This is a genomic window from Mesorhizobium sp. P2_C5_2, assembly GCF_056404535.1.
This window is the reverse complement of the sequence record NZ_JBFUDV010000002.1, coordinates 174,207-187,907: the sequence shown is the minus strand read 5'-3', so window position 1 is coordinate 187,907 and position 13,701 is coordinate 174,207. Positions and strand designations below refer to the sequence as shown.

At 63.3% G+C, this 13,701-nt stretch carries 14 protein-coding genes and 1 pseudogene; 13 read left to right on the top strand and 2 right to left on the bottom strand.

Annotated features, from left to right (window positions below; all coding sequences use genetic code 11):
* The first annotated feature begins 26 nt into the window (after window positions 1–26).
* A complete protein-coding gene (locus AC1D1B_RS07780) occupies window positions 27–506 on the top strand; it encodes a tetratricopeptide repeat protein (RefSeq protein ID WP_477330879.1) in 480 nt (159 codons plus the stop codon).
* Between the two features lie 264 nt (window positions 507–770).
* Window positions 771–1,292, top strand: coding sequence for a DoxX family protein (locus AC1D1B_RS07775; RefSeq protein WP_477330877.1), 522 nt, complete (start codon window positions 771–773; stop codon window positions 1,290–1,292).
* Between the two features lie 98 nt (window positions 1,293–1,390).
* Here the strand turns inward: AC1D1B_RS07775 and AC1D1B_RS07770 are convergent, their stop codons facing one another.
* Window positions 1,391–1,894 carry a porin gene (locus AC1D1B_RS07770; RefSeq protein ID WP_477264329.1) on the bottom strand — a complete coding sequence of 168 codons (504 nt, stop codon included), beginning with the start codon at window positions 1,892–1,894 and terminating at the stop codon, window positions 1,391–1,393.
* Between the two features lie 564 nt (window positions 1,895–2,458).
* On the opposite strand from AC1D1B_RS07770, the gene AC1D1B_RS07765 reads away from it, so the two are divergent.
* Window positions 2,459–2,776, top strand: a complete 318-nt coding sequence (locus AC1D1B_RS07765) for a DUF2934 domain-containing protein (protein WP_477330875.1) — start codon at window positions 2,459–2,461, stop codon at window positions 2,774–2,776.
* A gap of 235 nt (window positions 2,777–3,011) precedes the next feature.
* On the opposite strand, the gene AC1D1B_RS07760 is transcribed toward AC1D1B_RS07765, so the two are convergent.
* Window positions 3,012–4,883, bottom strand: a complete 1,872-nt coding sequence (locus AC1D1B_RS07760; protein WP_477330873.1) for a TPR end-of-group domain-containing protein — start codon at window positions 4,881–4,883, stop codon at window positions 3,012–3,014.
* A gap of 342 nt (window positions 4,884–5,225) precedes the next feature.
* Between AC1D1B_RS07760 and minC the strand changes: the two genes are divergently transcribed.
* The 10 genes and pseudogenes from minC to AC1D1B_RS07710 all read left to right on the top strand — a co-directional run bounded on the left by minC (window position 5,226) and on the right by AC1D1B_RS07710 (window position 13,638).
* A complete protein-coding gene (gene minC / locus AC1D1B_RS07755; protein WP_477330871.1) occupies window positions 5,226–6,062 on the top strand; it encodes a septum site-determining protein MinC in 837 nt (278 codons plus the stop codon).
* Between the two features lie 61 nt (window positions 6,063–6,123).
* Window positions 6,124–6,939, top strand: a complete 816-nt coding sequence (gene minD / locus AC1D1B_RS07750) for a septum site-determining protein MinD (protein ID WP_477330869.1) — start codon at window positions 6,124–6,126, stop codon at window positions 6,937–6,939.
* Complete coding sequence (gene minE, locus AC1D1B_RS07745) at window positions 6,936–7,208, top strand: cell division topological specificity factor MinE (RefSeq protein WP_477330867.1); 273 nt, start codon at window positions 6,936–6,938, stop codon at window positions 7,206–7,208. The genes minD and minE overlap by 4 nt, the downstream gene beginning before the upstream one ends.
* Before the next feature lie 259 nt (window positions 7,209–7,467).
* Window positions 7,468–7,914, top strand: a complete 447-nt coding sequence (locus AC1D1B_RS07740; RefSeq protein WP_477332089.1) for an ArsR/SmtB family transcription factor — start codon at window positions 7,468–7,470, stop codon at window positions 7,912–7,914.
* On the top strand, window positions 7,911–8,447 hold the full coding sequence (locus tag AC1D1B_RS07735; protein WP_477330865.1) for an SRPBCC family protein: 537 nt from the start codon (window positions 7,911–7,913) through the stop codon (window positions 8,445–8,447). Before AC1D1B_RS07740 ends, AC1D1B_RS07735 begins: the two co-directional genes overlap by 4 nt.
* A gap of 84 nt (window positions 8,448–8,531) precedes the next feature.
* Window positions 8,532–9,293 carry a hypothetical protein gene (locus AC1D1B_RS07730; RefSeq protein ID WP_477330863.1) on the top strand — a complete coding sequence of 254 codons (762 nt, stop codon included), beginning with the start codon at window positions 8,532–8,534 and terminating at the stop codon, window positions 9,291–9,293.
* Window positions 9,294–9,457: 164 nt separating this feature from the next.
* Window positions 9,458–10,039, top strand: coding sequence for a dihydrofolate reductase family protein (locus AC1D1B_RS07725; RefSeq protein ID WP_477330862.1), 582 nt, complete (start codon window positions 9,458–9,460; stop codon window positions 10,037–10,039).
* 297 nt (window positions 10,040–10,336) lie between these two features.
* Window positions 10,337–11,219, top strand: a pseudogene (locus tag AC1D1B_RS07720) (EamA family transporter).
* Between the two features lie 64 nt (window positions 11,220–11,283).
* Entirely contained in the window at window positions 11,284–12,339 is a 1,056-nt protein-coding gene (locus AC1D1B_RS07715; RefSeq protein ID WP_477330860.1) for a sugar-transfer associated ATP-grasp domain-containing protein, read from the top strand.
* Window positions 12,340–12,447: 108 nt separating this feature from the next.
* Window positions 12,448–13,638, top strand: a complete 1,191-nt coding sequence (locus AC1D1B_RS07710; RefSeq protein WP_477330858.1) for a hypothetical protein — start codon at window positions 12,448–12,450, stop codon at window positions 13,636–13,638.
* Window positions 13,639–13,701 lie beyond the last annotated feature (63 nt).

Sequence of the window (13,701 nt, the reverse complement as noted above, 5' to 3'; positions counted from 1 at the left end):
GAGCTCCCAGCCAAGCGAGAAAGACAATGAAACAATCTTATCTGGGCAAGCATGCCCTGTTCGGCCTGCTCGGCGCCATTGCCGTGCTGACCGTGGTTCCCGTGGCCACCATCATGCCGGCCTATGCTGTCGACGACATCGAAGGCGCTGACGCGCCCGACCTCACCGCCGTCCAGGCCAAGATCGCGGTCAAGGACTACAAGGGCGCGCTGGCCGATTTGCGTGATCTCGCGCAGGATAACCAGCAGGCCGACGTCTACAATCTGCTCGGCTTCACGCTGCGCAAAACCGGCGATTTCACCACCGCGCTGACCTACTACAACAAGGCGCTGGAGCTGAAACCCGACCACAAGGCCGCCCGCGAATATCTGGGCGAGCTCTATGTCGAGACCGGCGACATGGCCAAGGCCAACGAGCAGCTGGCCTCGCTGCAAAAGCTGTGCCCCGCCGGCTGCGAGGAACTCGAAGACCTGCAGAAGGCCATCGACACCAAGGTTACGCAGTAAAGCCAGACGCCATTTTCCTCTCCCTCCGCGGAGCGGGGGGAGAGGTGGCTCGGCGAAGCCGAGACGGAGTGGGGGGCCTCGGCGCCGACCCCAACCCCAACCCAACACACTTTGGGCGCCCGTAGCCGGCGTCCAAAAGCCGGAGTCGGCACGCTTCCCTCAGGCCGGCTCCGGCGCCTCGGACATCACCCACTTCCAGCTCAGTTCCTGCGCGCCCAACCGCGCGCGCGGCGCCTGCCTGCACCCAAAATCCGGAGCCAGACCATGCTACTCACCGACCAAACCGCGAAGCTGCACACGCTCGCCAAGAAATACCACCTCAAGGACACAACCCTGCTGGCCGGCCGCCTGCTCTTATCCGTGCTCTTCCTGCACGAAGGACTGACGCTGGCCACCCATTTCGACGCCGCCGCCAAGGCGATGGCAGCGCAAGGCATCGGCCTGCCGCTGTTCGTCGCCACGCTCGCGCTGCAGCTGGGCGCCGGGCTCTCCATAGCCTCCGGCTTGTTCACCCGCCTCGGCGCCATTGGCCTTGGCCTGTTCTGCCTGGCGACGGCCACTCTGTTCCACACCAACCTCGCCAGCCAGAACGAACTGCTGCATTTCGAAAAGGATCTGGCCATATCAGGCGGTATGTTCGTGTTGGCAATCGCCGGCGCCGGTGCCTTCTCGCTGGACTGGTTGGTGGCTTGCTATCTGCAGCAGCGCCAGCATGACAGGGAGATGGTCAAGGCGCTGCTGGCGGTGGAGAACCAGTTTTCGGTGGATGTGCGGTTGCCGGTTTGAGGCAGTGCCAGCCGAGGCGGAGGGGTGGAACCATCCTCCGCCGTCGCGGCGCCAACCCCTGGTGCCGGCCACGATCTTCGCGACGCCGGCAAAATCACCTACCAGGTGAGCTGCAAGCCTGCATTTCCGCCAACGCTGTGACCAGAGAATGCGACGCCGGCCGTTCCTGTCAGCCGGCCACCGCCGCCCGCAAAAAGACCCTCGCCAAGAACTGCTGCACCCGTGAGGCCCATCGCATTAGACATGCCGGCGTTACCCCAGTTGACGCGCACGCCAAAATGCTCGCCGGCGACCAGGTCAGGGCTGGTCAACGCCGCGGCGATCGAGGAATTTTCGAAGGCGCGGGCGACACGGTTGTCGATGTCTTCGAGGCTCTGCGCCAGCGCGGTCTTGGACGTCACCACGCCGTCCTCGGTTTGCTTCTTGGTCACCCCAGTGTCGGCGTTAATGCAGGTATCCGTACCAGGGCTGTAGTAGTATTGCGCGCCGTATGACGAACAGACTTTCACGTATTCGACTGGCTGTGCTGCGGCGCCGGGCGTTACGGCGCCAACCGTTCCCGACAGTACCGCAAGCAAAATATAATGATTGATCCTGAACATGTAACTTCTCCCCGCTGGCAAGTGTTAGCAAACCCTTAACGCACTGGCGCATGGACAAGCTTTGCCTGTCAACGTGAAGTGATCCGGATTCTGCGCGGTTCTCCGAAATCCGGAGCCTGTTGCTCCCGCGCAACAAAACGAGATGGCTGTAACAAGGCATTCCCCTTAACCAACGGGCGTTTCCGCCGGCCGCTGTCCTGGTAACGCTGTTTCACATGGTGGCCGCATTGCTGGCGGCCGAGAATGACATGCGGGTGACGCTGCCGGTTTGAGGGCTGGGGCGGGTGCTGTCACGCCCTACGGCGCCCCCCTCTGTCCTGCCGGACATCTCCCCCACAAGGAGGGAGATCGGCCGTGGCCGCTGCTTTCGCCAATCTCCAACGTCACAGGATTGGCGAGGCGCCGAAGCCGCTAATCTCCCCACAAGTGGGGGAGATGCCCGGCAGGGCAGAGGGGGGCGCCGTAGAGCGCCAGCCTCGCGCCACTCGCTCCCCCGATCACGCAATTTTTTTGGATCAATCTCATCATCGCGGCGTTCTTCCCTGACACCAAGGAGGAACGACGATGGGTGACGAACGGCACGAGAAGATCCAAAAGCGCGCCTACCAGATCTGGCAGCGCGAAGGCGGCGGCGATCCCGAGCATCACTGGCATCGGGCCGAGGCCGAGATCGACCGCGAGGCGGCGCTGCCGCTGACGGCCGACGACGCGTTGCCGCGCGAGATCGCCAGCGCCGACGTGCTGACGGTCGAGGAACTCGCCGTACGCACCGGCATATCGGGCGACGCGGCGCAGGACCTGATCGACAAGCTTGGCACCGACCGCGCGGCGGTTGAGCAGGCGGCGAGGGGGATCAAGGGGAAGAGGCGGGGAAAGGCCTAATCGGGGGGCTACTACGATCCTTTAGAGAGCCTTGTTGATACTTATCTACTTTGGAAGTCGCGACATAGGCCGTCATTCTCTGACAGCTTTGCGCCGCATGTCGGTCATTGAGCAGACCATCGCCGGATCCCAAAGCGGTCATAGTCGGCGATCACGTTGGAGGTCGTGATTGCCGCCATGTCCGGACATTGAGGTTAGCCAGAGCTGGCCGGCTTTCTCCACCGCGCGGCGCGTGTTATCCGGCGAGTTCAAGCAGCTTCTGATAGCGCGGATGGCTGCGGATTGGGTCGAAATAGGAATCATGCTTGAACCAGATTTTTGCGTCGATGTCGCCTTCCCGAAACAATATCTCCAGTATATCGATGGCTCGGTCTGAATCGCCGAGCACCGAGTAGACAACTGCGGCGTTGTATCGGGCGCTATTGTCCTCCGGATCAATCGCCAAGGCACGCGCCACCCATTCTTTCGCCCGATCGGCTTCGCCAAGCGCCGCAAGTGCGCACGCGCCTAGTTGGATGGGATCGGAACTTTCCGGATGCAGCTGCAACGCTTCCTCCGCTCTTTTCAATCCGAGCCGCGCATAATTTTCCACTTCGTCGTAGCGTCCGAGGGAACGCAAGACAGCAGTGAGAAGCATCGGCGAACGGTAATCGTCCGGCTCGATCTCCAGGGCCCGAACGAAATGCCGCGCGGCAAGGTCAAAAGCGCCTTTGGTATGGCAAAACTCGCCGTAAAAGAGATTTGCCTCATAGCTGTTGGGGTCCAGCGAGAGCGCCTTCTCGAAGGCGGAAATCGCCTCGCCTGAGCGGCCGGCAATGTTCAAAGCCATGCCGCGGGCCGCATGCCCCTCCGCCAGATCGGGATCGATCGACAGCGCCTTGCCGGCGGTTGCGAGAATTGTGTCGACCGAGATCACGACCCCCTGCGTAAATTTCAGGTAGTACTCGCAATAAGCCATGCCGGCGTAAGCGCGCGCATAGAGTGGATCCAGTTCCAACGCCCTGGTGAACAACATGCGCCCCAACGTCAGAGACGACCTTGTCCTCAAGCTGAGTAGCTGACGCCCCCTCAGATAGTCGGTATAGGCGTGGACGTTTGTGGTCGGCGTCCGGGCGATCGCCGTCTTTTCCTCCGGCAGCAATCTGACCTTGAGCTGGTCGACGATCATGTGGGTGATCTCGTCCTGGACGGCGAAGATGTCGGTCAAGTCGCGGTCGTAGCGGGCGGCCCACAAATGGCCGCCGCTGGTGCCGTCAATGAGCTGGCCGGTGATGCGCACCCGCTGGCCCGCCTTGCGTACACTGCCTTCGAGCAGGAACTTCACGCCAAGCTCGATGGCGGCCTGCTGCATCTTCACCGCCTTGCCCTTGTAAACGAACGACGAGTTCCGGCTCACCACGAACAAGCCTGAAATCTGGGACAAGTCGGTAATGATATCTTCGGTGATGCCGTCCGAGAAATATTCCTGCTCCGGATCGCCGCTTATGTTGGCGAAGGGCAGGACAGCGATTGATGGCCTGTCCGAAACGGCGGGCCTTGCCGCAGCCTGCGTCACGATCCCGGGTTGGGGTAGCGGTGAGCGGAGATAAACGTCGAAGACGCGCACAGGCCGCTCGATGTTCTTGAGCGTACGTTCGCCTGTGTCCTCAAAGGTGAGATCGAGCCGGTTGCCGACATTGTCGCGAACCGCCGCTGACACAGAGACGCCGCCTGGCTTGGCGATACCCTCGATGCGCGCTGCGATGTTGACCCCGTCGCCATAGATGTCGTTGTCATCGGCGATGATGTCGCCCAGATTGATCCCGATGCGAAATTCGATCCGACGGTCCTCCGGGACATCGGCGTTGCGCACGCGCATCTCGCGCTGGATTTTTGAGGCGCATTCGACCGCGTTCACCACGCTCGGGAATTCGACCAGCATGCCATCGCCAGTGAGCTTAACGATGCGCCCCTGGTGCTCGGCGATCTTGCTATCGACCAATTCGCTGCGATGCGCTTTCAATGCCGCCAGCGTGCCGACTTCGTTGGCGCCCATAAGGCGGCTGTATCCCACGACGTCTGCCGCCAGAATCGCCGCAAGCCGACGCTCAACCTGCTGCACGCCCATCCCGGATCTCCTGTCTGCGACAGTTCTACTCGCCCTAGCGAATATTATCTAACACCAACGGGGCAGCTTGTTCTCCTCGACACTGAACGGCAGGTTTGGGTCAAACGATGTCGATGCACTCAAAGAGCCTCAAGGGTCCGCTTCCGACACTCCGAGACCGACAGCTGCCCGTCCGCTTCCGGCCCCTATCAAGACGTACAAGGTGTCGCCGGTTGGCGTCCGGAACTGGCGTCTAGCCAGCCATCCAATTTCATACGAGCTGCTAAGCAGTTATTCAGCTCATTAACCTTTCATTAACCATGCCCGGCCTAGCGTTTACCTCTCAGTAAGGAATCGCCCGCCGTGACCTTTGCCGCTCCCCTCGAGGCCAAATCCATTCGCTTTCGCGCCCGCTCCTTCGTCGCTTTCACGCTGACGCCGGAGGCGCCTTTGGATGTGTGGCTGGAGAGCCTGGATCGCTGGGTCGGCAACTCGCCGGGCTATTTTGCCGGGCGCCCGGTGGTGCTCGATCTGAACACGCTGAAGCCCGATGTCGTCGCCATCGAGGCGCTGGTCGGCGTGCTCGGCCAGCGCGGCATTCGCGTCTATGCCATCGAGCTCGATGGCGGCGCCGAGCTTGGCGCGCATCTGCCGCCGGTGCTGGTCGGCGCCAAGGAGGCGACCACCGACGGGCTGCTGCAGCCGAGCCGCAAGACGGGCAGGGCAGAGGATGCTACTGCGTCAGGCGACAAACCTGCCGCTGATCTCAAGGTAGCACGTGATTTGAAGGCCGATTTGAAGCCGGGTGATGTGAAGTCGGCTGGCGATGCCAAGCCGCTGCCTCAGGACGCCAAGTCCGGCGCACCGGACGCCGGAACCTTGATGATCCGCTCGCCGATCCGTTCGGGGCAGCTCATCTTCCATCCGCATGGCGATGTCATCGTTCTGGGCTCCGTCGCCTCCGGCTCCGAGATCGTCGCCACCGGCTCGATCCATGTCTACGGCACCCTGCGCGGCCGCGCTTCGGCAGGTGCGCAGGGCAACACCGCCGCCCGCGTCTTCTGTCGCCGCAACGAGGCCGAACTTCTGTCGGTCGATGGCTGGTATTGCACCGCCGAGGAGATGGACCCGTCAGTTCGGGGCAAGCCTGTGCAGGCATTTCTCGACAACGGCATGCTGCGCATCGCCCCTTTCAGCTAATGCGCCGGGCGCTGCTCGCGCCCGGCCAACGACATAACGAACAACAACGGAGGCTTTATTGATGGGCAAGGTAGTGGTGGTCACCTCGGGCAAGGGGGGCGTCGGCAAGACGACCTCGACCGCGGCTCTGGGGGCGGCGGTCGCCAAGACCGGCAAGAAGGTGGCGCTGGTCGATTTCGACGTTGGCCTGCGCAACCTCGACCTGATCATGGGCGCCGAGCGGCGCGTGGTGTTCGACCTCGTCAACGTCATCCAGGGTTCGGCAAAGCTGTCGCAGGCGCTCATCCGCGACAAGCGGGTCGAGACGCTGTTCCTGCTGCCGGCCTCGCAGACGCGCGACAAGGATGCGCTGACCGAGGAGGGCGTCGCCGAAGTCATCGGCAAGCTGCGCTCGGTGTTCGACTATGTCTTCTGCGACAGCCCGGCCGGCATCGAGCGCGGCGCCCAGCTTGCCATGCGCTTTGCCGATGAGGCGGTCATCGTCACCAATCCGGAAGTGTCGTCGGTGCGCGATTCCGACCGCATCATCGGCCTGCTCGACGCCCGCACTCTGCGCGCCGAACAGGGCGAGCAGATCGCCAAGCATGTGCTGGTCACGCGCTATGATGCGGCGCGCGCCGCACGCGGCGAAATGCTGTCGATCGACGACGTGCTGGAAATCCTGTCGACGCCGCTGCTCGGCATCATTCCGGAAAGCCAGGATGTGCTGCGCGCCTCCAACCTCGGTTCGCCGGTGACGCTGTCGGACCCACTGAACGCCGCCGCCAAGGCTTACATCGACGCCGCACGGCGGCTCGAGGGAGAGCAGCTTCCGGTCATTGTGCCCTTCGAGCGCAAGGGTTTTCTCGACCGTCTGCTGGGAAGGAGGGCGGCATGAGCCTGCTCGACATCTTCAAGCGGCGCTCCAGCGCGCCGGTGGCGCGCGAACGGCTGCAAGTGCTGCTCGCCTATGAGCGCCGCAACCGCAGCCAGCCTGACCTCGTCTCCATCCTGCGCGAGGAGATCATGGCGGTCATCGCCAAGCATGTGCAGATCGACCAGGATTATCTCCAGGTCTCGATGGACCGCGGCGAGACCATGTCGACGCTGGAGATCGACATCCAGATCCCCAACAAGAGCCCGATGCCGCTGGCGATGGCGGGGTGACTTTCACCCTCCCCCTTGTGGGGAGGGTCGATCCGCAAAGCGGATCGGGGTGGGGGTCGGCGCGACCTCCGCTAGTCTTGGGATCCTCTCCCCCATTTCATGGGGCGAGGAAACATCCTGCTTGGCCGGCGCCACGCACCCCCACCCGGACCTGCGGTCCGACCTCCCCACAAGGGGGAGGTAGGGTGTTTGCGCTCTCCCCAAAAAACATTCAACCAAACAGTTGACTATCCAAAAGCGTGCCTCTATATTCAACTACATGGTTGAATTAGAGACACCCCAGATGGACCAGGTTTTTCACGCCCTTAGCGACACCACGCGCCGGCATATGCTTCACAGCCTCGCCGGCGGCGAGCGCACGGTGAGCCAGCTGGCCGAACCCTTTGCCATGTCGCTGGCCGCAGCCTCCAAGCACATCAAGGCGCTGGAGCATGCCGGGCTGATCCGTCGCGAAGTGCGCGGTCGCACCCATGTCTGCCGCCTCGAGGCCCGCCCTCTGGCCACCGCCTATCAGTGGCTCAGCCAATACGCGCGTTTCTGGAACAGCCGCCTCGATGTCCTCGAACAGCTTTTGCGCGAGGAGCGCAAAACGTCGACAACGCAGTCAACGCCGGCACCGGCAAATCCAGCCAAGCCGGAACCGTCCAAGCCATCACCCCAGCCAGAATCACCCAGGCCAACACCATCCGAAGGAGACGACCAATGAACCAGATGACCAGCTTCGACGGCTACGCCCAGCTGATCCAGCCGGCCACCCTGAGGATCGAACGGCTGTTGCCGGGAACCAGGGAGCGCGTCTGGGAATATCTGACGCAAAGCGACCTGCGTCGCCAGTGGCTGGCGGCCGGCGACATGGATCTGGAGGAAGGCTCTTCCTTCGAGCTGGTCTGGCGCAACGACGAACTGACTGACCCGCCCGGTCAGAGGCCGGCCAGCTTCGGTGGCGGCGAGCAGCGGATGCACAACCAGATCGTCGAATGCGATCCACCGAGCAAGCTCACCATCTCCTGGAACGGCAGCGGCAATGTCACATTCGAATTGGCGCAGCGCGGCGACGACGTCCTGCTCACTTTAGTCCACCGCCGTCTAGCCGACCGCTCGAGCCTCATGATGCATGCCGCCGGCTGGCACATGCATCTCGACATCCTGGCCGCCCGCGTGGCGGGCGAAAAGCCGGAACCGTTCTGGGACGGCTGGAGCCGTCTCATGGTGGAATACGACCAGCGCCTGCCAGCCTGACACCACTTAGGCACTTCCACCTGACCTTGCGCCGCATGGCGGCGCGAGGGCCGGAAAAACACGTCCCAACTTTGGAGAGAGACAATGCTTGCATTCAGAAAAATCGCCTTGGCCATGGCCGCCGGTTTTGTCGGCCTGTCGGCAGCCCAGGCGGCGGATACGACCATCGATCAGATGCCGGCCCAGCTTGAAACCCGCTATGCGCTCAGCGCCTTGCCGCCGGCATTGCGCGACAGGGCGTCAGTCTATCTGCTCGATCCCGCGAAGGGCTATCAGCTTGCCCGGCAGGGCACGAGCGCCCTGACCTGTATTGTCGAGCGCACCGCCTGGGAACTGGGCGACTTCCGCAACGACATCTATTTTCCGCTCTGCTACGACGCCGCCGGCACCGGCACCTACCTGAAGGTCATCATGGACGCGGCGAAGCTTCGCGCCGAGGGCATGGACGCTGCCGCGCTGAAGGCCGAAATCCAGAAGCGCTACGACAACAAGACCTACAAGACCCCCGACAGAGCAGGCCTGTCCTACATGGTCGGTCCCGTCATGCGCACGATCGGGCCGCCTGACATGCAGGTCCACACCATGCCGATGCCGCATCTGATGTTCTACGCCGCTGGCATCACCAATGAGGACATTGGAGCGGCTCCAGACCTCGCCAATCCCTCCAGCCTTCTCAATCCGTTCATCGACAGGCAGGGGAACGCCGAGCAGAGCTACATGATCCAGATGGTGGGCGAGACGGAGAAGGCGAAAATACTGGCCGACGAAAAGCCGCTTCTCGATGACCTCTGCGCCTATCGCGATGTCCTTTGCCTGACCGGCCAGATGGATATGGACCACCACTGACCGCCACGTCCCCACGCCACGGGGACAATGCAACGGGATGGTGGCGAACCGGCCATCCCTGAACGACCGCGCAGCCTCCGCCGGCAATCGCCCGGGAGGCTCGCACTCACCACCGATGAAACCAAGCAACGTGCTTGCATCCCGCAAGCCTGAAGGAGGAAGTCATGCGCAAATTGATCACTGGAATGAAGATCTCCATCGACGGCAAGATGGAAGGGCCCGAGGGGTTCGCCGACTGGGTCGACAACTGGTCGGAGGAATACGGCCTGATGCCTGAGATCGATGCCTGCCTGCTCGGCGGCGTCATGTATGCCGGCTACGAGCGCTACTGGAGCGCGATCCAGCAGAACGAGCCGGACCAGCCGCTGCCGATGACCGGCAAGCTGGTCGACCCGGCCGAACTCGAATGGGCGCGCTTTGCCGCCAAGACCCCGCACTATGTGCTGTCGAACACCATGACTTCGGCAGCCTGGGCCTCGACGCGCTTCCTGCGCAGCCTCGACGAGATCGCGGCGCTGAAGCAGGAGCCCGGCAAGGACATCTACCTCATGGGCGGCGCCCTCATCACCGCCAGCCTGATCGAGGCCGGGCTGGTCGATGAAATGAGGCTGATCGTCTATCCGCTGCTCGCCGGCGACGGCAAGGCGCTGTTTGGCACGGTGCACGCCCGGCACAGACTGGAACTGCGCAAGGCCGAGGCGCTTTCGGATGGACGGGTGAGCCTGGTGTATGGGGTCGCGAACTAGCCTCTTTTCCTCTCCCTCCGCAAAGCGGGGGGAGAGGTGGCCGCGAAGCGGCCGGAGTGGGGGGCCTGCGACGCTGGTGGGTTCCTCTGAACTCACAAAAGGCCGCGCCATTCCCCCACTCCGTCTCGGCTTCGCCGAGCCACCTCTCCCCCATTTTCATGGGGGAGAGGAAATGCGTTGTGCAAGCTTCGCCTTGCCCCATCAACAGGCCTGCCCGTGCCACACGACAGCCACGCCCGTTCCACCTATCCGGGGCCTGCGCCACGGTCTGCTGGCCACGGCGGGGAGGGACTGGAATTGACGTCGACGCCAATCGCCGCAGCCGAAGCGACGAGCTTGCCGATTGGCGCACTGCTCGGCGCCATGGTGTCGATCCAGATCGGCGCCACCTTTGCCAAGAGCCTGTTTCCGCTGATCGGCGCCGACGGCACCACGGCGCTCCGGCTGGTCGTCGGCGCGCTGATGCTGGCGGTGGCGCTGAGGCCGTGGCGGGTGCGGCCGTCGCGCGACGTGCTGCCCTGGCTCATCGCCTATGGCGTGAACCTTGCGGCGCTGAATCTGCTTTTTTATGCGGCGCTTGCCAGAATCCCGCTCGGCGTCGCAGTGGCACTCGAATTCTCCGGTCCACTGCTGGTGGCGACGCTGTCGTCGCGGCGCGCCAGCGACTTTTGTCTGGGTGGCGCTGGGCGTCGCCGGCATCGTGCTTCTGTCGCCCTTCATCCATTCCGGCAGTGCGCTCGACCCGATCGGCGTCATGCTCGCGCTTGCAGCCGGCGGCTGCTGGGCGCTCTACATCGTCTTTGCGCAGAAGGCGGGCGCCGAACTCGGCAGCCAGACCACGGCCTATGGAATAACCATCGCCGCCATTATCGCCCTGCCGTTCGGCGTTGCAGAGGCGGGTGCGGGCCTGGTGGCCCCTTCGATCCTGGTCAGCGCGCTGCTGGTCGGCCTGTTTTCCAGTGCCTTGCCGTTCTGGCTGGAGATGGTGGCGCTGACCCGCATGCCGGCCAGGCTCTACGGCACGCTGACCTGCCTGGAGCCGGCGCTGGGCGCGCTGGCCGGCTTCCTGTTCCTGCACGAGATCCTCAGCCCGCTGCAATGCGCGGGGATCGCCGCCGTGGTCGTCGCCGCCTTCGGTGCCGCGCTGACGACGAGGCCGCCGGTGCCGTCACCGGAATAGCTGCCGGTCGGCGTGAACTGTCTTTCGAAATGTTATACCCTGGCACCCGGGCAGGGGAGTGGGCATGTCGATTGCGCGGCGGTGGTTGTTCTACAAATCTTTTCTTGAGACGGAGTTTTCCAGTTCAGCTCCGACCTTCGGTTGGCGGCTTCGCAGCCTGCTCAAGGGGCATCCCTCCAAAGGCCTGGTGATGCTGGAGGACAAGGCTTATCGCGATCATGACTATTTCAACTTCACCTTGGAACGGCGGCGCAAGGCGACCTACAATCTCCGCCTTGAGCAAGCACTGCACAACAAACTGGATCAGAAACTCTGGCTCGATTGCGTCATGCCATCCGTGGCGCCGCCGGCCACCCACTATATTGCAGGCCAAAAGCTCATAAGCCTGGCTGGCGATGGCAAGATACTAGAACTGGATGCGCTGCTTCAGCTGCTCGCCGAAAACGGCGAACTGTTCCTGAAGCCCGCCGGCGAGGGCAAGGGCAAAGGCGCCAAGAGGCTGGCCCAGTTGCCCGACGGCATCCTCCTAAACGGCAACCGCATCGAGGCGCGGCAATTGCTGGATGGCTTTTCCAACGCCTCGTCCACGGGCTACATCGTCTCCGATATCATCCGGCAGGGGCCGTGGAGCGAAGCCTTCTTCCCCGCGACGTTGAACACGTTGCGCGTGCTGACCGGCACGCATTTTTCCGATCACCGGCCGGCCTTTCTTGCGGCGACGATGAAAATGGGCCGGCCTGCAACCTATCCCACCGACAATTGGCAATCGGGCAAAGGCGGCATCGCCGCCAAGGTGGATATCGACACGGGCATCCTGGCCGCCGGGCTGTTCTACAATGCTGAGCTCAAGAGGCGTGAGTTCCGGGAAACGCACCCCGAAAGCGGTGTCCAGATTCGCGGCGCTGCCGTGCCCGACTGGCAGGCCGTCAAATGGGTGATGCTGCATCTTGCGAGCCTGTTGCCCTATCCCGGCCTCGTTGGATGGGACGTCGCCCTGATGCCAACCGGCATCGTCATCGTCGAGGCCAACACCAGCGCCGGGCTGGACATCCACCAATGTCACGGCAGTCTCAAACAGACGCCGGAGCAGCGGTGCTTCTGGGCTGAAATGCGGATGTGAGATCGCACGCAGGGTTCGCCGGCTCCGGTGTCCGGTTGCTCTGGATACTGCGGCATCGGTATATGGCTCATTGCGGAGATCTCGTGGGCGTGGCGAAGGCTGACAGCGGTGCTTGAATCCTCTTTGGTCAAAGCGGCAATCCTCCTGGGGTTTGCCCTTGTCGTTGCGGCGTTCGCCTGGCGGCAGGTCCGGTCTCGCCGCAAGGCTCGGCTGCGGGAAAATCCGGCAAATGACTACGCCGTGCGGCGGGACTGGTCGGACAGCCGCGGCGACCTCAACTATTCGTCCTTTGTCTATTTCGACGCCGACCGCGACGGCCGCTATGGGCTGGGCGACCGGCCGATGGCTGGCATCATGGTCAGGCTGCATGACGGCGAGGGCCGTCTCGTGGCAGCGGCGCGGAGCAATCGTGCTGGCTTTGCCAATTTCAAGACGTCGACGAAACGCCGGTCCGCACCCATCCATGTGCCGGGCAACTACCGGTTCGCGGTTTCGGTGCCGCCCGGCTGGCGTTCGAGCAGCGCCAACGAGGTCCAGTCGCAGCACGTCCGCTCGCTGCCGGGATCGCCAACGGGGCTGGTTACGGAGGCGATGCTGCAGCCGGTCGGCCTGTTTCCTGTCCGATGGCTCAGCGGCCGCGTGGCCGACAATGTCTCGGCGAGCGTCTCGGTGACAAGGAACGGGCAAGAGGTGGCGGTGCATCCGCTTGGCGATGGCGTCGGCTTTCGCGTCGATCTGCCCGACGACGCCGACGCGATCGAAATCACTGGCAGTAGCGTGGCGCGCCGGCTGGCCTTGTCGGCCTACCCGACGGAGGTCGGCCTGCTGTCGCCCGAAAATGGCGCCATCGACGGTGCCGCGTCCTTGCAGACCATCGGTTTCGACGATGTCACCGGGCACGGCTTGCGCAAAGTGCCGTCCGGTTATGCCGGGTTCATCTGGTTCAATTTGAACGCGATGGCGCGCGATCACATCGAAGGCAGCGAAGGCTATGTCAACGGCAACATCTCGGGAGACCATGTCTGCTATACCAGCAGCGGGCATCCGGCCGAATTCTCCAGCGAAAAACCGTTCGGGTTCCACTCCGTGATGCTGACCGCGGCGTGGCTGAAGTCCGAAGGCGAAACCGCCCTGATCGAAAGCTGGCTCGGCGACCGGCTGGTCGCCAGCGACACCGTCACCTTGTCGGCGCTGGCGCCCGTGCACTACGCGCCGATGCTGGCAGCGGTGACGCGCGTGCGTTTTTCCACACGCCATTATTGGCAGCTTGTGCTTGAAGATCTGGTGGTAGCGCTCTGAGTTGGTCCCGAGACCTGCGGTTCGGGAAAAGATCATACCTAGAAACGATCAGGCCGCCCAACT